The organism is Wolbachia endosymbiont of Dactylopius coccus (genome assembly GCF_977011065.1).
Genome location: NZ_OZ347065.1, coordinates 38,542 through 56,746, shown reverse-complemented (window position 1 = coordinate 56,746; position 18,205 = coordinate 38,542). Strand labels below are relative to the sequence as shown.

The following is an 18,205-nucleotide window of genomic DNA, read 5'->3' as shown; positions in this document are numbered from 1 at the left end:
AACATTTTCGATCAAAAGCTGGATTCCAGTGTCAAGCACTGGAATGACATCACAGGGGCACTGGAATTTTTGTTTCAATATTTGTACATTAGCCATGCATCTGAACAGATACATTATTAGTATAGAAATTGTCTATCAAAGATCCTTTCATTCAGAGGGTAATCTTTGTCAAAAAGCAAAGTTATTGTGTTTTCGTGGTCTTTTTGTATTTTTATCTGTGATATATTATGAAACTCTTTGTAATCTGATACTACAAGTGCTGGACGGTTTTTTGTGTCGTTAATGTCAATTTGTACGATCGTATCATTTGAGATTAGTGCTCCATTCCAATGTCTTGGGTAATAGCTATTGATGGAGGTCAGTGCAAGTAAGTTTGAATTTAGTGGCAAGATTGGGCCACCGGCAGAGAAGTTATATGCAGTGCTGCCTGTGGGAGTAGATAATATTACTCCATCCCCTCTAAATTTTTCTACTTTTAGTTTATCATTAATAGTAATATTCATCTCTACTATTTGGTTTGCTTTCCTAAAAACATATACTTCGTTTACCGCTATATAGTGGTATTTCTTGCCACTTGTGTCTGTTGCTTCCATTTTTAGTAAAGTTAACTGAGTTGAAGTTGCGTGCTCTATATGATCAATTAAATCTTCACTGCGGCTAAAGCATTTATTCATCAAAAACCCAACATTGCCAGTGTTTACTCCGTATACGTGTGTGTTTTTGTTTTCTATAACGTAATTATGCAAGGTGCGTAGCATAAAGCCATCACCGCCAACAACTATCAATAGATCGATTTCGGACTTATTTTCTTCTGTTATATTGATAAAATTAAGTTTCTTTAATAGTTTAGATACTTCCTGCGATTTTAGTGACTCAGAAGCGATATAGCCTATATTTTTGTATTTATGCATCTAAAAAAGAAGCGAAAAACTAGAAAATATCCCCATATTTATCGTTAAACTTAGCTAATTTGCTAGTTTTACTTGCTGACCCGCTTGTCAAACTTCCAGTCCATGCAGGATGAGTGAGAGGATCCCTATCGAGTTTTATCCTATCTCCCTCCTTTCCATAAGTGGAACGAGTTTCAAACTCTTGACCATCTGTCATGACTATAGTAACCTTATGATAATCAATTTCTGCCATTGTTGCTTATAAACTTTTAGTCAGTTAATATTCTAGTGAACTTAATTCACTAAGTCAATCATTATTCTAAAATATTGACAAAAAATAAATAAAATGTTATACTTAATAAGGAATAAATAATAGTTATCATGATTTTTGCTTTCCCTGGTCAGGGCTCTCAGTTTGTAGGAATGGGAAAGAGCTTATATAGTGAGTTTTCCGTTGCAAGACAAGTATTTAATGAAGTGGATAGCATATTGGGTAGAAAGCTGTCTCATTTAATCTTCAACGGTCCTATTGAAGAATTAACCATTACAGAAAACGCTCAGCCAGCTATAATGGCAGTGTCAATTGCGACGCTACGTGTTATGGAGCATAAATCTCTTTTTCCTGGTCATAATGTTAAATATGTTTGTGGGCATTCAGTTGGCGAGTATACAGCGCTGTGTGCTACAGGAGCATTGACTCTTGAGTCTGCAGTCAAGCTGCTGAAAGTTCGCAGCGAAGCAATGCATGAAGCTTCTTTGAAATGTAAAGGTGGAATGGTCGCATTGCTTGGAGCAGAGATAAGCGAAGTAGAAGATATATTGAAATCAACCCAAATTGATGGAGTTTGTGAAATTGCAAACGATAATGGCGGTGGGCAGGTAGTTATAAGTGGTACTGCAGAAGCCCTTGAGATGCTACCTGATTTATTCAAAAACTCGAGTGTGAAGAAATTAATTAAATTACAGGTTAGTGGACCTTTTCACTCATCTCTTATGAAACCTGCTGATGAAAAAGTTTTGAAATTTTTGGAGGGTATTAAAATAACCCGTCCTATAGTTCCTTTGATATCAAATGTTACAGCTAAAGAGGAGAATGATCCCAAAGTTATAAAAGCTTTACTTGCTAAACAAGTCATAAGCAGAGTGAGATGGAGAGAAATGGTTTTACATATGGCGCGTTGTGGTATTAACAAGTTCGTTGAAATTGGCCCTAATAAAGTTTTATCTAATCTAGTTAAAAGAATTATCAGTACAAAAAGCGTAGGTAGTATTGGTGATATGGATAACTTCTTTAATGAGTCGTTAATATTGACAGCAGAGAATTTAAAAGTTGGGTTAAGTTAAAACACATCTATTTGCCAGCGCGTCTAGCTGGAATGACAGAGGGTAATGCAAGAAATCAACGAACTACCTGTCATTTTATCAGGTTTCTTAATTCCAAGTAGCTGTAAAATAGTAGGGGCAATATCGGATAACTCCTATGATGTCATTCCAGTGCTTGACACTGGAATCTAATCTTTCACTATCAAAGATATTATTTTTAATATAAGATTACAACTTAATCTTTAATCTGGATTCCAGTGTCAAGCACTGGAATGACACCTTTCCGGTGTCTCAAACTACAACAGCTGTGCATATCCAGTTAGAGAGTAATGCGAAAAATTATACAATCAACGAACTACCTGTCATCTCATCAGGTTTCTTAATTCCAAGTAGCTGTAAAATAGTAGGGGCAATATCAGATAACCTTCCGTCTCTTAGTTTTAGATTATCGCAAGACACAATAAATGGCACTTTATTTAGAGTGTGCGCTGTATAAGGTGTATTATTTTCTTCATCGAACATACATTCCACATTACCATGGTCTGCAGTAACAATTAATGCAGTGTTACTTGACTTTTTAACAGCACTCAGCACTTTCGCAAGACAATCATCTACAGCTAGCACAGCTTTCCCGGCTGCTTTTATATTACCTGTATGCCCTACCATATCAGGATTAGCGTAATTTACAACTATCAGTGCGAATTCTTGGGAGTGAATTTTTTCTACAAGCTTTTCTGTGAGCTCAAAGGCTGACATTTCGGGCTGCAAATCGTAAGTTTGAACTTTCGGTGAGGGAATGAGTATTCTTTCTTCACCAGAGAAAGGTTCTTCTTTTCCACAATTGAAAAAGAAAGTCACATGAGCGTATTTTTCGGTTTCAGCGATGCGTAATTGTTGCAATTTATTGTCTGCTATTACCTGTCCTAAAGTGTTAGCAAAAGATATAGGAGGAAAAATATAAGGAATTTTGAGATCTTCTTTATATTTCATCATGCTTAAAATTGAAGAGAGTTTTGCTATTTCAGTATGGTTTGTTTTACTAAGCAAAATACTTGCTAATTGTATCATTCGATCAGCACGAAAGTTAGCCAACAGCACTCCATCTTCTGGTTTTATACCTTGATGGTCACCTATTACTGCGGGCCTGACAAACTCATCAGTTATGTTATTTTGATAATTTTCATCAATCAACGATACTGCATTATCATGACGAGGTGCCTTTGCAAATGCGATAGCCTCATAAGCTTCAATTGTTCTCTCCCACCTGTTATCACGGTCCATAGCATAGTAACGCCCAGAAACAGTAGCAATTCTTATGTCATTTCCCTTTATACTCTTTATAAATTCTTGAATGCATTTTTTTCCTGAATTTGGTAATGTGTCTCTGCCATCTAAAAATGCATGTATCACCACTTTGATTCCATGCTGTGATATTTTATTTGCTAAAGTCGAGATATGCTTTTGATGCGAATGAACACCGCCATCTGACACTAATCCCATTATATGGCATACTCCGTTCTTACTTTTTAGATTACTAATAAAACTTTGTAGATTTACATTGTTTTCTATTGTTCCAATCTCTTGATTAATGCACTGAAGGCTTTGCATTACTACTCTACCACTGCCAATATTCATATGGCCAACTTCTGAATTACCTATTTGACCACCAGGTAACCCAACATCAGTTCCACAGGCGGACAAACTGCATTTTGGATAATTAGAGCTAATATATTGCCAACAGGGTGGATTTGCGTTGCTAATAGCATTATATTTACTGCTTTCTACTCCATTTCCCCAGCCATCTAGTATACATAAAACGATTGATTTAATGCCCATATAAGATTAACACTAGAATTTCATAGAGAAGAGCTCCCCGGGCCGGATTCGAACCAGCGACCAATTGGTTAACAGCCAACTGCTCTACCACTGAGCTACCGAGGAATAAACCGTCTTTAATTTATCACGTTGAATGTTGATTGTAAACGTTTTTTGTATACTTTGTAAGAGCCTGTTCAAATTCACTTCGCTTTATTACTTCAACAGTTGCACCAATAATATCTTTTATTTGCGTTGCAAAATTCCCTCCTGTATAGCCCGCATCAACCAGTATATTCTTAACTCCAGAAAGGTTTTCTTTTGCATTGTTGACCATTCTCACAGCACTAGTTGTTCCTGCAGTTGCTACATAAATTGCATGTCTTGAGTATCAACTGCGATATGGCCCTGAGATTTTTTTACCAGCGTCTAGCCTTTTTCTTCAGCAGTATCTGCGTTCTTTACACTCTGAGCATCAATTATGTACAGATTCTTAGCTATATTTCTAGCTGTAACTATAAATGTATGGATTTTTTATCGTGCCATGTTATAATTAACGTCTTGCTAAAAATTAAATATTGATGAATGAATTAAGAAAGTTAAGCATTACACAAATGCATGATGGGCTTAAAAAGAGGAATTTTTCTGCTGTTGAGCTTATAGAAGCACACATCGATGCAGTTGAAAATGAAGAGTTAAATGCATTTATAACAAAAACCCCAGAGATAGCAATGAAAGCTGCTAAAGTTGCAGATGAATATTTCTCTAGGCAAAAAGATGATTTAATCTCGCCGCTCATGGGTATACCAGTTGGCATCAAAGATCTATTCTGTACAAAAGGAATCAAAACAACAGCATGCTCAAGAATGCTGGAAAATTTTGTTCCGACTTACGAATCTACAGTGTCTGACTTGCTTTTAAAAAGTGGAGCAGCCATGCTCGGTAAGCTTAATATGGATGAATTTGCTATGGGTTCTGCGAACACCAATAGCTATTTTGGTCCTGTTGAAAATGTGTGGGTTAGAAAAAGTGACGAAGAAAAAGTTGTTCCTGGTGGATCATCTGGTGGATCTGCAGCATCGGTTGCTGGATTTTTATGCGCTGGAGCGTTAGGAAGCGACACCGGTGGATCTGTACGCCAACCAGCAGCTTATTGTGGAGTAGTTGGAATAAAGCCAACTTATGGAAGGTGCTCGCGTTTTGGTATGATTGCATTTGCGAGTTCTCTGGATCAAGCAGGAGTCATTACTCGTTCTGTCTCTGATTCAGCATTAATGCTGGAAGTAATTTGTGGCTATGATAAAAAAGATTCAATATCGAGCGAAAAGCCAGTACCTGAATTTTCTAGCTTTATAAATGGTGATGTCAAGGGTAAGTGCATTGGTATACCAAAAGAATATAGGATGGATGGAATTTCAGAGGAAATAGTTCATAATTGGGAAAGAGTTGCTTCCTATTTAAAAGAAAATGGCGCTGAAGTTGTTGACATTACTCTGCCACATACTAAATATGCAATACCGGTCTATTATTTAATCTGTTCTGCTGAAACTTCATCCAATCTTGCTCGTTACGATGGTGTGCGTTATGGATTAAGGGTTGATGCTGATACCCTTGAAGAAATGTATTCACTAACAAGAGCAGAAGGTTTTGGTAAAGAGGTGAAAAGAAGAATTTTAATTGGCGCTTATGCGCTTTCTTCAGGTCATTATAATGAATATTACGAAAAAGCGCAGTGCATTAGAGCATTAATCAGAAATGATTTTATAAAAGCGTTTGAAAAAATAGATTACATACTTGTGCCATCTGCTCCAACAGAAGCTTTTGGCTTAAATGAAAAGCCAGATCCGCTAATTATGTGCATCAATGATGTGTTTACCGTGCCAGCAAGTCTTGCAGGATTGCCTGCTATTTCTGTTCCTGTTGGGCTTTCCAATGAGGGTTTACCACTTGCCTTGCAAGTGATTGGAAATTATTATGACGAAGCTGGAATATTAAATGTGGCAAGTGTGATAGAGCAAAATTGTGGCAGAACAATTAGCTCTCTTACATAATCTGTTTTCTGATAGTAATTTTACATTAAAATTTGCTAACGAAAAAACTTCCTTGACAAACTCCGCCAGCCCCCCTTATCATGAAAGTGAAGCTATTTATTTATCTTCGCAATCTCTGCAGTGGATTAATGACAAAAAACTTAATGTATTTGGCGTAAATCATGCTTAATTTTTTGCACTATGTGCACCTCATGTCTTTATAAAACTTCTAGGTTTCTACCTATATAAGCTGAAACGCGCTTATAAAGCGTTTAAGACAGTAAAAGACGTCAAATAGACAAGGGAGAATTTGAATACTAGCCACCCTGGGGTTTCTTTGCCTTTTTTTCCGCTCAGTAAATTTCTTAACGTTTATAATTTAGGTTAGTTGCATTTAAAAGCGGCTGAATCGTAGCGTTTAGAATAAAAAAACGCCAATATTTTGAAGTACATATAAATAACTAGTCACCAACGGGGCTTCTTTTGCCTTTTTTTTCATTTGGTAAATTTCTTAATGTTTGTAGCTAACATGAACAAACATTTGAGAGTAACTTCTGCTAGGCTCTGTGGACAAAATTTTAGAGAAGCCATATGAGAGCTCCAACAAAATTTAGAAATCCCATGTAAACCTCTGCGGTCTTGTCAAATCTGGAAAAAATGCGCCTAAAATTTTTAATTTTACCGAAAAAGCACTCAATCAAATGACGTTCTTTATAAATATGCTCATCATAGTATCTTTGCACTTTTCGATTCCTTTTTGATGGAATTACGATTTCACATTTCCTGTTTTCAAGGCTGACCACAAAAGCATTGCTGTCATAACCCTTATCAGCTACTACAATGGAGTTATAGACATTTTTTGTTAATACTTCAGCTTGTGTAATTTCATTCCTCTGGCCAGGAGTAAGTATAAATTTTAAAGGATTTCCCAATGCATCAACAAGTGCATGAATTTTAGTCGTAAAGCCACCTTTACTTCGCCCTAAAGCCTCTTGATCCTTCGAATCTTTTGTATATCCAGCCGAACATGGATGGGCTCTAATGATCGTACCGTCGATTATGACGGCTTCTAAATCTGGCTCTTGTTTTGTGTACTCCAATAAATTTTTCCAAATACCCCTTTCGCACCATCTCTTAAATCGTTTGTGTATACTTCTGTAATTGCCATAGATTTTCGGCAAAAGTCGCCATTGGCAACCACTTCGCGCCATATACCACACTGCTTCTATGAATATTCTTAAACGTTTTTCGTCTTTACTATGCATTCCTTTTATGCCTTTTATGAATTCTAAAATTTGTTTCCAATTTCTTTCTTTTATATAATATTCCATTCGGTAGTTTCTCCATTTTTATGTTCATTTGGTTAAACTGCCACTTTTTTTCTCCCTCTTCATATTTTTTGTCCACAGAGCCTAGTAGGGTGTCATCCGAGTAGCTGACACTGGGATCCAGCTTTCTTTATAAATTCACCAAAAGTGCTTCATTCTATAACGCAAAACCCATACTCACCAAACCCAATGCATTACTTGCAACTAAGTTTCCTGGATCCAAGTAGTCAGGGCACTGGGATGACAAAAAAGGGGCTACTCGGATGACACCATTCTTTTTCCTGGATCCAAGTAGTCAGCTACTTGAATGACATCATAGGGGCACTGGGATGACATCATAGGGGCGCTGACCTGACAACCGTCATCCCGCTGCTTGTTAGCGGGATCTAGAGATACCGTGACGGTATGACGTAGGATTGCTGTCATTCCAGTGCTTGGCACTGGAATCCAGCCTTTATTATGCAGCCACTTATTTAAAGTTAAGTTTTCTGGATCCCAGTGTCAAGCTACTTGGATGACACCATTATAGAGTGAACCAGTGTCAGCTACTTACATGACACCATTTACAACCACTCCCCTACCCTTTCTAGCTGTTTATAGCTGTTAAATCTCAAGAATTTATCAAAATATGGAGAGGCAATAAAGGGTGTGGAATCACTTAAATAGTTAGATAAAAAACCAGGCAGATCATTTTTTAATTCTTGCATTTTGTATCTATAATTTTGTATAGAAATAACTTTTATTTTATCATAATCAAGTTTCCAATAAGCAAGTTCTGAGACTTCTCTTTTTGTTATATGTTCTACCGCTAAGGCTTGTAAAATTAATTGCGGAAAAAATCCCGACATTACTTCTTCATTGGAAGGTGGTGTACCAAGCTTATAGTCTATAATTGCCACTTGCCCACTTGGTAGATACTCAACTCTATCACATCTTGCTGTCAGTGAAATTTCTTGTGGCCTATTTGTCATCCAAGCAGTTTCATACTGATCACAAGAACCAGCGTCACGCGCTGGAATATGAAATATTGGACAGGAAAAGCTCTTTTCCAACTCAACATAATTGCTTCGAGTCTCATCAAATTCGACAAAAGATTGAATTATCCTTTGCAGTCTTACCCACCACATATTTGAAAAATTAAACTGACTAGTCGAGAATGCTTCTCGTACAATGCTCATTGGCGATTTTTTGTTGCGTAAATATCTTGCAAGAATGTTGTGTACCATAGTGCCAAATTCCAATATCGATGGCTTAAAATTCAAGTCTCTTAATTGTTTAAGACCCAGTATATATTCAACGTAAAATGAATAAGGATTACGAATTAGCTTTTCTATTGCACTGCAAGACATCACCTGCATTTTTTCTTTTCTAACTTCGGTTTGAGGTTTTGGCATAGGCTGAGTACATGGAACAATACATTCAGGCGTATTTAATATCCTTAGCCAATCACGATACGGCTGCTTCCTCTCCTTGAGCAGAATTTCCAAACGCTGCAATAGAATTGGCTTTCTATGGCTTAGCGATCTTGTAATATAAACCTTACTTGCACAAAACAAATTGTGTAAAGTATAAAAAAAATACCCCTGCTCTTCTTGCGCAGAAGGAAGGCTAAATTTTTCTCTCGTAAGTGCATTCAAAAGCGGCCCTTGAAAGCTTGGCGCTTCATTAAATCCAGCGAGTATTACAACCTTGTTGTGATATAAGCTGAATTTATTCAAGTCATTTGCTACAGAGAAAAACTCTTTCTCTAAAAATAAGGTCAGAATTTGGCTATATAACTCTAAGGAGCACTTAATTTCTATACCTTCACATGCATTTGAGAAATTACAGGTAAAATTACCTATTTCACTATTTAGCTCTGAAAAATTTATACCAGATAATATATTAATACACTGCAAATGAGTTGCCACCACATCAGAAATAGGGCAATTTATAGAGTTAAGCAAAAGATTAAGTATAGCCTCTAACTTACTGATAATAAGTAATATATCTTCTTTATATTTTAGCTTTTTATGGGCATTGATAGCATCTATAATATCTTTAAGGCCATTTGTACTAAAGTTGCGTAATATCTCTATTTCAAATTCAGATAAAATCTGAGAGTACTCTTCTTGAGTGTAATCAAAAGTCACTAGCCTATGTTTAAGGAGCGAAAGTAATGACACACTGCTCCAATTTGAGGTCAAAACTTCGATACTATAAAGTAGGAGTGTTATATAAGGGTAATTTTCCGGTATGGCACTGTGTTGCCTTGATAAACATGCTATACGAGCTGCAAGTAATTTATCAAAGACAACCAAAGAAACGTTTTCATAACCTTCATTCTCTATAATTAATGATGTCACTTGTGCTTCTTCCTCTCTGGAAGCACAAGTGATGACTTCAATATTGCCAACATGTCCACTACTAACTTTGCTTAGATCGGCAGTTGTATCAAAGACGTAATCTAGATATTCCTCAGGACTTCCTGTTATCCCAGCCCTTTCTTCTGTCATCCAAGTAGCTGACACTGGGATCCAGTTTTCATTATACAGCCACCTGGTGCGCTCATTTAAAGTTAAGTTTTCTGGATCCCAGTGTCTGGGCACTGGGATGACACCAGAACACGCTTCTGGCAGAAAACTAACATCCCTTCTATCCACTTTTAAATAATCGAGCAGATCTTTCAGGCAATATTGATAATGTTTTTTATCAAGTGATTGCCAATCTTTCTCTTTAATTTTCAAATTCAGATTAGGCAAAATTATTTTTCCAAACGGCAGGTCATATATAGCCTTAATTAACGATTTATCCTTTCCAATTCCAACAAAGATTATATGTTGGTCTTTTTGTAAAGAGATTATCATATTGTTTATGTAATCACTCTTATGTTCTAATATATCTACTACTCCTAAATCTTTTAAAATTTTATTCCAACTCTCAATGAGTAAGCTTATGAAACTTTCTATTTTTTTTGAATGTTCATCGAACTCTGCCATTTGGGTATACTGAATTTTATCAAGCAATGATGGCAGGCTATAAGCTAAATCAATTGGGAAATTATCATTATTTTTTCTATTCCACTCCAATATGAATTGAATGAGTAGCAGCATCCTCTTTGTTGGATTGATAACTTTAACTCTATCAAGATTTAATATTAAATCCTCTTCATCAATGTTTTCCAGTGAAACTATCTCTGGCAAAATTATGCATTTTTTAGCGTTATAATTCTTGAACGCACTCAGCAGCGCTATTACATCCCTTTTGCAGGGAAGTATGATCTTTATCTCGGGAATTTTTTCTCTTTCATATTCAGAAAATATGTGCTGAACCAATACATTGAAAAAGGACTCATCCACGTTAACGGTAAAAACTCTTCCCACTAACAGTAACAATTAATACAATATTTTATTATATAGAAATCACTCAAAATATAAATGTGCTCGCAGTTTCTTATGCTATGATATATTAAAGTCTTTCACAATATTACATGGCAAACATCAGAATAGAAGTTTTAAATAAATGTGAACAAGTTGGCCGCAGATGGTTAGTCAACGTTTACTCGATTTGCATGTGCAAAGAGTTACCACCCAAATTATATGAAGAAATTTGCGGGCTATTTTATAATAAAGTCATACAAGACTGCCGTTATTATTCCTACAATGAAAACCTTGAGGAAGTTCAATATGACTTCATAGAACCACAAGCAAAGTGGGGCTTGGAGATAAGCTTTTTACCTGGCATGACCGACAATGTAGGCAACACAGCAAAACAAATTATTACAGAATATTTAATAAGCAAAGGCTATATCGACCAGTCTGTCATCCCAGCCCTCCCTTCTGTCATCCCAGTGCTTGACACTGGGATCCAGAAAGAGAAAACGCAGATTCCAGCGTCACGCGCTGGAATGACATCAATTGAGATAAAAGCAAGAAGTTCAAAACTGATTCTAAGTCAAGGGAATTTGCCAACTGAAGATGATATAAAACAAGAATTCAACCCTATCACTGAGTATTGCACACTTGTCTGTAAGAACTATAGCTGGAAATATTATGGTAAATCGAATACAACACCTGGTGTCATCCCAGTGCCCCGACACTGGGATCCAGAAAATTTCAAGCAGTTGTATAATGAAAACTGGATTCCAGTGTCAAGCACTGGAATGACAAGAGAGGGCACTGGGATGACAGAAGAGGGCACTGGGATGACAGAAGAGGGCACTGGGATGACAGAAGAGAGCACTGGAATGACATCAGGTAGTAATGGAGCTAAATCTGTTGATTTAAATGTAAGTGACCAAGAACTTGAGAAAATCAGCAGAGATGGAATCGATGGTAATGGCACTTTAGGGCTCTCTCTGGCAGCAATGAAAGCTATAAAGGATTACTTTAAAAAACTTAATAGAAATCCATATGATATTGAACTTGAGTCTCTGGCACAGACTTGGTCTGAACATTGTAAACACAATATTTTTTGCTCTCCCATTGATGAAATAAAAGATGGCCTATACGCACATTATATTAAGCGTGCAACGCGTGAGATAAATTCTGACATATGCGTGTCAGTTTTCTCCGACAACGCAGGAGGAATAATTTTTGATGACGATTACTTGATTGTAGATAAAGTTGAAACTCACAATAGCCCTTCAGCTCTTGATCCATTTGGTGGAGCAATGACCGGAGTACTTGGAGTTAATCGTGATATAGTGGGTTTCGGGAAAGGCGCGGAGCCTATAATGAATACCTATTACTTTTGCTTTGCCAAAGAAGCAAAAGGCAAATTTTATAGGGATAAAGAGCGCACTGATGAGATCTTACCGCCAAAATATATAATGAAAGAAGTGATTCACGGTGTTAATGTTGCTGGTAATTGCTCTGGTATTCCAACACAACTTGGATCGGTATATTTTGACGATAGATTTTGTGGAAAGCCGTTAGTCTTTGTTGGCAGTGTCGGAATTATTCCGCGCAGTATAAATAATGTACCTTCACACATCAAAGGGCCTAAAAACGGCGATAAAATCGTAATTATTGGTGGAAGAGTTGGAAGAGACGGAATTCACGGTGCAACGTTTTCTTCAGAGGCATTGTCGGGAAACAGCCCTTCAACAATTGTGCAAATTGGTGACCCTATAACACAAAAAAAATTATCCAATGCCACCTTGGAAGCAAGAGATCTTGGTCTTTATAATGCAATAACGGACAATGGAGCAGGTGGGCTGTCGTCGTCCATTGGTGAAATGGGAAAGGATGGATTCGAGGTTGATTTAAGCAAGGTTCTACTTAAAAACGATGGTATGGCTCCGTGGGAAATATGGATATCAGAATCACAAGAGAGAATGACCTTAGCAGTGCCAGAAGAAAATCTCCCTATGTTTAAGCAAATCATGAAAAAACATGATGTGGAGGTTTGTGTGATAGGAGAGTTCAATGAGAGTGGTAAAGCTGTTGTTAAATGTCCTAAAGGGAAAGTAATAATGGACATCGAAACTGAATTTCTGCATGACGGTAATCCCAAAGTGCATTTACAAACAAAGCCATGGTCTAAGGAGTCTGCTGTATCCTTTCCTGTCATCCCAGTGCTTGACACTGGGATCCAGCAGGTAAAGCCTGCAAACATTTTACGCCAAAACTCATCTAATGGTGGAATTGAATGTGAAATGGATTCCAGTGTCAAGCACTGGAATGACACCCTTTGCATGTCAGCTACTTGCATGACATCAAGCCAAGAAACTGAACTAAAAGAAATGCTGAGCAGACCAAACATTTGCAGCAAAGAGTTCATAGTGGTGCAATATGATCATGAGGTTCAAGGGTCGTCAGTGCTGAAACCACTGCAGGGCAAGGGAAGAGTGTGCAGTGAAGCTATTGTTTCAAGACCAATCCTTTCTTCAAATAAAGGTGTTGTAAAATCGCAAGGATTTGGCTCAAGTTATGGAGAAATTGACACTTATCACATGGCAGCATGTGCGATTGACACTGCCATACGCAACTACGTAGCTGCAGGAGGAAATATAAATCATCTAGCGTTGCTCGACAATTTTTGCTGGTGCGATGCTTATAATCCAGAAAGGTTGTGGCAACTAAAGAGAGCTGCAGAAGCTTGTTATGACTTTGCAACTGCATTTAAAACACCATTCATATCCGGAAAAGATAGTATGTTTAACGACTTTAAGGGATATGATGAAAATGGCGAGAAAGTGATGATCTCTGCACCACCTTCATTACTCATTTCAGCAATTGGAATTATAGAAAATATTGAAAATGCGGTATCGCTTGATGTGAAAATGCCGGGGGACTTAATATACGTGCTTGGAGAAACACTTGATGAACTTGGTAGATCTGAATATCAATTATACAGTGGAATAGATAATAACAATGTACCAAAAGTTGATGCAAAGAGCGCTAGGAAGTTGTATGAGCGTTACAACCAGGCAATAAAAGATGGCATAATTGCCTCTGCAATTGCACCAAACTTAGGCGGATTAGTTATTGCTCTGGCAAAATCGCTAATTGCAGGAGACCTTGGTGCTGAAATCGATCTTTCACTAGTGCCAATAGGAAAAATACAAAATACGGACATAATAAACAAGATAATAATGTTTTCTGAATCGCAAAGTAGAATTTTGGTTACTATTGCACCACAAAATCAGAAGAGGTTTGAAGAATTGTTTGAAGGTGCAGTTTATTCATGTATTGGCAAAGTAACAGAGAAAAAGGTGCTAAACATAAAGGATGTTTTAAAAGTAGATCTGAAAGATGTGGCATGCTAATATAAAATATTTTTCTTATTATGCTAAATAACTCTTTTACTATATGTAATGTTTATTTAGAATGAATGTATGTTATTAATTTTGGGTAGGTAATTATGTCTATTTTATCGATACTCCTGTTTATCAGTCTTTCTTTACTCAACACTTCAAATAAATTGATAATATGTGCTGCCTTATTTGTGGGAGCTGCTTTAGTTGTAAATTCAATGGTTGAATTTTATGGCAGAAGCAAAGCTACGTACAACTTAATAGTGTGTACAATGCTATGTTGTGTTTTTAAATTGCAAAGTTTTAATTTGATGATATTGATTTCATATACTGCAATTTTAGTATCTCTTCTCTCAAGCATAATTATTTTTGAAAAATTGAAGTCCAAGTTGAATTTTCATATGGCAAATTTCATTACTTTAATTATAGCATCAGTTGTTGATAGTGCCGTTTTATGTGTTGGATTACTATACAAATTTTCTGCAGGTAAATGCTTATCAATATATATTAGAGATTTAATTTTTAAGTTTTCTTATGTGTCAATATTGAGCATCTGTTTGTTTGTAGGAATGTATTTATTTTGCTTGACAAGCAAGAAATATTTTAAGATTTCCACATAACCTGTTTTCTGATATAGCTAAACTGACTTTGGGTCCTGGGGGTGTATTTGGTGCGTAACAACAGTTTAGAATTTATAGGTAGCCTAAACCCACAACTGTACAAACATTATGATTTGAGCCTATCAGTGGGGCAGTGCCCAGACACTGGAATCCAGAAAAAAGAATGGTGTCATCCCAGTGCTTGACACATAGCTGTACGAACATTCATTTTTGAAGACAGCAAATGGTGTCATTCCAGTCTGGAATCCAGAAATTTTGCTTATAACTGAGCTGATGAGCTAAAGGTAGTTGTCTTACGCTAAAACAAACGCTTTTAATTAAGTTGCATAGAACCAGTGTCTGGGCACTGCCCAACTGATGGCCCAAACTACAACGTTCGTACAGTTGTGTGCTTGACACTGGGATGACATCATAGGGGCACTGGCCTACTTAACCGTCATACCGTCGCGGTATCTCAGCCGCTAACAAGTAGCGGAATGACGATTTATCAAACGCTGCCTAATTTTCCGTAACAGTTGAAAAATCAATAGAAAATCAACATATCACTGTAAATTCATGTATTTTAAGGCTATAATAGTTAAAATACGTTATATAGTATAATATGGACGATTTTATCAGAGTTAAGGGCGCAAGGGAACATAATCTGCAAGGTGTAGACGTCAATATACCGAAAAATAAGCTAGTTGTTATAACTGGGCTAAGTGGTTCTGGCAAGTCTAGCCTCGCATTTGATACGATTTATGCAGAAGGCCAACGCCGGTACGTTGAAAGCCTGTCAGCTTACGCGCGTCAATTTCTCAACATTCAGGATAAACCAGATGTTGAGTCGATTACAGGTCTCTCTCCTGCAATATCTATCAACCAGAAATCGATCTCAAAAAATCCAAGGTCAACAGTTGGAACTGTTACCGAAATTTACGATTACTTGCGCTTAGTATATGCACGAATAGGAGTTCCTTATTCACCTGCAACTGGATTACCAATAACAAAACAAACGGTGTCTCAAATTGTAGATACTATAATTGCGTTACCTTTAGAAACTAAGATATATATACTTGCCCCTGTTGTGCGTGGTAGAAAGGGAGAACATCTTAAAGAGATATTGGAAATTAAAAGACAAGGTTACGTAAGGTTCAAAATAGATGGTGAAGTGTACAATGTAGATGACTTGCCTAAACTCGACAAGAACAAGAAACACGACGTTTTTGTGGTTGGAGATAGAATATCAATATTGGGCGATATAGGAAATCGACTGCCAAGTAGTATAGAATCCGCACTAAAACTTGGTAATGGTCTAATGTATGTAGAAATAGTAAACCTACCTGACAACCATAATTCCGAGTATAAAAATGGTCAAATTCTGACTTTTTCAGAGAATTTTGCATGCCCCGAGTCTGGTTTCACTCTTGAGGAAATAGAACCAAGATTATTTTCTTTTAACAGCCCTTACGGTGCATGTGGTTCGTGTAATGGGCTTGGTAAAAAACTAAGTGTTGATATAAAGCTAATAGTACCGGATGAAACTCTTTCAATATCTGAGGGTGCTTTAAAGCCAGTGGGATCAATGTTCCGTCAAGTGCACACAGGTTATGGATTTCTAAAAAGTGCAATTCTATCACTGGCTGAAAACTACAAATTTAACCTTGATATTCCGTGGAAGAACATAGATCAAGAAGTAAAAGATATGATACTCTTTGGCTCTAATAAATTTCAAGGTTTGATCAGTATCTTGGAGAACCAGATGGATTATGATGAAACACTTGTTGAGCGATATTGCTCTGTCACTCACTGCAGAGAATGTACTGGCTATAGATTGAAAAAAGAAGCGCTTACAGTAAAAATTGATAGCAAACATATAGGTGAAATATCAGGGTTCAGCATCGATAAATCCCTTAAGTGGTTTGAAAATTTGCCAGACAAGCTCACAGAACAACAGAAGCAAATCTCAAGTAAAATATTAAATGAAATAATTAAGAGGCTAGCATTTCTAAAGAATGTAGGGTTGAATTACCTAACGCTCGATCGAGAATCTAGCACTCTCTCTGGCGGTGAGAGTCAGAGGATCAGACTTGCTTCGCAAATTGGCTCTGGTTTAACAGGAGTGCTGTATGTGCTTGATGAACCCTCGATAGGCCTTCATCAATGCGATAATGATCAGTTAATTGCTACACTGAAAGACTTGAGAGACATGGGTAACACTGTAATCGTTGTTGAGCATGATGAAGATACAATAATGGCTGCTGATTATGCGATTGATATTGGTCCTGGAGCTGGTGTAAATGGTGGAAAAGTTGTTGCAGAAGGAACACCAGACCAGGTGCAAAGAAATTCAGGGAGCATAACAGGGCAATATTTGAGTGGAGAGAAAAAAATTTTAATTCCAAGGAGAAGAAAGCAAGCAACTCAGTTCATAAAAGTAATAAATGCATGTGAAAATAACTTAAAAAATGTGAACGTTAAATTTCCTATAGGGAATCTTATTTGTGTTACTGGAATATCAGGAGGGGGAAAATCAAGTTTAGTCATAGAAACGTTATATAAATATTCAGCACATAAGATACATCATTCGTCTGCACGGTATGGTCGGTGTGATAGAATAGAAGGTCTTGAATATGTAGATAAAATTATAGAAGTTGATCAGTCGCCAATTGGTAGAACTCCTGCGTCAAATCCAGCAACATATGTCGGTATGTTTACTCATATAAGAAATTGGTTTGCAGGTCTTTCGGAGTCAAAAGCAAGGGGATACAATATAGGCCGGTTTTCATTTAATACCAGAGGGGGAAGGTGTGAGGCTTGTAAAGGTGATGGGCACTTAAAGATAGAGATGCATTTCCTACCGGACGTTTATGTGAAGTGTGAGCAGTGTAAAGGGCGAAGGTATAATCGTGAAACATTGGAAGTTACTTATAAAGGAAAATCAATCTCTGATGTGCTTGATATGACGATAGATCAGGCTTGTGATTTTTTTGAAAACCTTCCAATGGTAAAAGAAAAGTTGGTTTCTTTGCAGGAAGTGGGGCTTGGCTATATAAAACTCGGACAGTCGTCAACAACGTTGTCTGGGGGTGAAGCACAACGAATAAAGCTGTCCAAAGAGCTATCAAAACGATTTACCGGAAGAACATTGTATATTCTTGATGAGCCAACAACTGGATTACACTTTGAAGATATAAATAACTTACTAAAAATACTCCATAGATTAGTCGATCTGGGAAACACTGTTATAGTTATTGAGCACAATTTGCATGTTATAAAAACTGCAGATTATATAATAGACATCGGACCAGAGGGCGGAATAAAAGGCGGAGAAGTGATTGCTACTGGAACTCCAGAAGAAGTAGCAAAAATTCCAGAAAGTGTTACAGGCAGGTATCTTAAAACATATTTATCAAATAGAGCATACACTATTTTTTAATTATATTAGGCTAGGTTGCATATTTATGATTTGGAGATAAGA

14 protein-coding genes and 1 tRNA gene are annotated in these 18,205 nt (G+C 36.9%); 7 read left to right on the top strand and 8 right to left on the bottom strand.

Annotation, left to right across the window (positions count from 1 at the left end):
- Positions 1 to 116: 116 nt before the first annotated feature.
- Both ACWHVF_RS00270 and rpmE read right to left on the bottom strand, forming a co-directional pair.
- Positions 117 to 911 carry an NAD kinase gene (locus ACWHVF_RS00270; RefSeq protein WP_064125451.1) on the bottom strand — a complete coding sequence of 265 codons (795 nt, stop codon included), beginning with the start codon at positions 909 to 911 and terminating at the stop codon, positions 117 to 119.
- 19 nt (positions 912 to 930) lie between these two features.
- A complete protein-coding gene (gene rpmE / locus ACWHVF_RS00265) occupies positions 931 to 1,143 on the bottom strand; it encodes a 50S ribosomal protein L31 (protein WP_064125452.1) in 213 nt (70 codons plus the stop codon).
- 128 nt (positions 1,144 to 1,271) lie between these two features.
- Here rpmE and fabD point away from each other — a divergent pair, with 128 nt between their 5' ends.
- Positions 1,272 to 2,234 carry an ACP S-malonyltransferase gene (gene fabD / locus ACWHVF_RS00260; RefSeq protein ID WP_064125453.1) on the top strand — a complete coding sequence of 321 codons (963 nt, stop codon included), beginning with the start codon at positions 1,272 to 1,274 and terminating at the stop codon, positions 2,232 to 2,234.
- 45 nt (positions 2,235 to 2,279) lie between these two features.
- Positions 2,280 to 2,405: a hypothetical protein gene (locus tag ACWHVF_RS00255; RefSeq protein WP_447933033.1), complete on the top strand. Its 126-nt coding sequence runs from the start codon at positions 2,280 to 2,282 to the stop codon at positions 2,403 to 2,405.
- A gap of 147 nt (positions 2,406 to 2,552) precedes the next feature.
- On the opposite strand, the gene gpmI is transcribed toward ACWHVF_RS00255, so the two are convergent.
- From gpmI to ACWHVF_RS00240, 3 genes are all read right to left on the bottom strand, one after another.
- Positions 2,553 to 4,049 carry a 2,3-bisphosphoglycerate-independent phosphoglycerate mutase gene (gene gpmI, locus ACWHVF_RS00250; RefSeq protein WP_064125454.1) on the bottom strand — a complete coding sequence of 499 codons (1,497 nt, stop codon included), beginning with the start codon at positions 4,047 to 4,049 and terminating at the stop codon, positions 2,553 to 2,555.
- Positions 4,050 to 4,082: 33 nt separating this feature from the next.
- Positions 4,083 to 4,154: transfer RNA gene (locus tag ACWHVF_RS00245), tRNA-Asn, on the bottom strand.
- Between the two features lie 19 nt (positions 4,155 to 4,173).
- Positions 4,174 to 4,365 (bottom strand): hypothetical protein, encoded by a 192-nt coding sequence (locus ACWHVF_RS00240; RefSeq protein ID WP_082860942.1) that lies wholly within the window; start codon positions 4,363 to 4,365, stop codon positions 4,174 to 4,176.
- 244 nt (positions 4,366 to 4,609) lie between these two features.
- On the opposite strand from ACWHVF_RS00240, the gene gatA reads away from it, so the two are divergent.
- Together gatA and ACWHVF_RS00230 are read left to right on the top strand one after the other, a co-directional pair.
- The gene (gene gatA / locus ACWHVF_RS00235; protein ID WP_064125455.1) at positions 4,610 to 6,079 is read left to right on the top strand and encodes an Asp-tRNA(Asn)/Glu-tRNA(Gln) amidotransferase subunit GatA; all 1,470 of its coding nucleotides are present in this window, start codon (positions 4,610 to 4,612) and stop codon (positions 6,077 to 6,079) included.
- Positions 6,051 to 6,248, top strand: coding sequence for a hypothetical protein (locus tag ACWHVF_RS00230; protein WP_447933032.1), 198 nt, complete (start codon positions 6,051 to 6,053; stop codon positions 6,246 to 6,248). Before gatA ends, ACWHVF_RS00230 begins: the two co-directional genes overlap by 29 nt.
- Positions 6,249 to 6,636: 388 nt before the next feature.
- Here the strand turns inward: ACWHVF_RS00230 and ACWHVF_RS00225 are convergent, their stop codons facing one another.
- From ACWHVF_RS00225 to ACWHVF_RS00215, 3 genes are all read right to left on the bottom strand, one after another.
- The gene (locus ACWHVF_RS00225; RefSeq protein WP_064124816.1) at positions 6,637 to 7,389 is read right to left on the bottom strand and encodes an IS5 family transposase; all 753 of its coding nucleotides are present in this window, start codon (positions 7,387 to 7,389) and stop codon (positions 6,637 to 6,639) included.
- A 252-nt stretch (positions 7,390 to 7,641) separates the two neighbouring features.
- Complete coding sequence (locus ACWHVF_RS00220; protein WP_447933031.1) at positions 7,642 to 7,812, bottom strand: hypothetical protein; 171 nt, start codon at positions 7,810 to 7,812, stop codon at positions 7,642 to 7,644.
- Positions 7,813 to 7,949: 137 nt separating this feature from the next.
- On the bottom strand, positions 7,950 to 10,748 hold the full coding sequence (locus tag ACWHVF_RS00215; RefSeq protein ID WP_447933030.1) for a WPE palindromic element domain-containing protein: 2,799 nt from the start codon (positions 10,746 to 10,748) through the stop codon (positions 7,950 to 7,952).
- 107 nt (positions 10,749 to 10,855) lie between these two features.
- Between ACWHVF_RS00215 and ACWHVF_RS00210 the strand changes: the two genes are divergently transcribed.
- The 3 genes from ACWHVF_RS00210 (at position 10,856) to uvrA (ending at position 18,163) form a co-directional block, all read left to right on the top strand.
- Positions 10,856 to 14,137 (top strand): AIR synthase-related protein, encoded by a 3,282-nt coding sequence (locus tag ACWHVF_RS00210; RefSeq protein ID WP_447933029.1) that lies wholly within the window; start codon positions 10,856 to 10,858, stop codon positions 14,135 to 14,137.
- 658 nt (positions 14,138 to 14,795) lie between these two features.
- Positions 14,796 to 14,930, top strand: coding sequence for a hypothetical protein (locus tag ACWHVF_RS00205; RefSeq protein WP_447933028.1), 135 nt, complete (start codon positions 14,796 to 14,798; stop codon positions 14,928 to 14,930).
- Positions 14,931 to 15,346: 416 nt separating this feature from the next.
- Positions 15,347 to 18,163 carry an excinuclease ABC subunit UvrA gene (uvrA, locus tag ACWHVF_RS00200; RefSeq protein ID WP_064124973.1) on the top strand — a complete coding sequence of 939 codons (2,817 nt, stop codon included), beginning with the start codon at positions 15,347 to 15,349 and terminating at the stop codon, positions 18,161 to 18,163.
- Positions 18,164 to 18,205: the final 42 nt, after the last annotated feature.

What these genes read in the sequence shown, in the direction of transcription:
- ACWHVF_RS00225 (WP_064124816.1), bottom strand. Translation starts at nt 7,389, where the DNA reads ATGGAATATTATATAAAAGAAAGAAATTGGAAACAAATTTTAGAATTC.
- ACWHVF_RS00220 (WP_447933031.1), bottom strand. Translation starts at nt 7,812, where the DNA reads ATGACAGCAATCCTACGTCATACCGTCACGGTATCTCTAGATCCCGCT.
- ACWHVF_RS00270 (WP_064125451.1), bottom strand. Translation starts at nt 911, where the DNA reads ATGCATAAATACAAAAATATAGGCTATATCGCTTCTGAGTCACTAAAA.
- ACWHVF_RS00210 (WP_447933029.1), top strand. Translation starts at nt 10,856, where the DNA reads ATGGCAAACATCAGAATAGAAGTTTTAAATAAATGTGAACAAGTTGGC.
- ACWHVF_RS00255 (WP_447933033.1), top strand. Translation starts at nt 2,280, where the DNA reads ATGCAAGAAATCAACGAACTACCTGTCATTTTATCAGGTTTCTTAATT.
- gpmI (WP_064125454.1), bottom strand. Translation starts at nt 4,049, where the DNA reads ATGGGCATTAAATCAATCGTTTTATGTATACTAGATGGCTGGGGAAAT.
- fabD (WP_064125453.1), top strand. Translation starts at nt 1,272, where the DNA reads ATGATTTTTGCTTTCCCTGGTCAGGGCTCTCAGTTTGTAGGAATGGGA.
- rpmE (WP_064125452.1), bottom strand. Translation starts at nt 1,143, where the DNA reads ATGGCAGAAATTGATTATCATAAGGTTACTATAGTCATGACAGATGGT.
- ACWHVF_RS00240 (WP_082860942.1), bottom strand. Translation starts at nt 4,365, where the DNA reads ATGGTCAACAATGCAAAAGAAAACCTTTCTGGAGTTAAGAATATACTG.
- gatA (WP_064125455.1), top strand. Translation starts at nt 4,610, where the DNA reads ATGAATGAATTAAGAAAGTTAAGCATTACACAAATGCATGATGGGCTT.
- uvrA (WP_064124973.1), top strand. Translation starts at nt 15,347, where the DNA reads ATGGACGATTTTATCAGAGTTAAGGGCGCAAGGGAACATAATCTGCAA.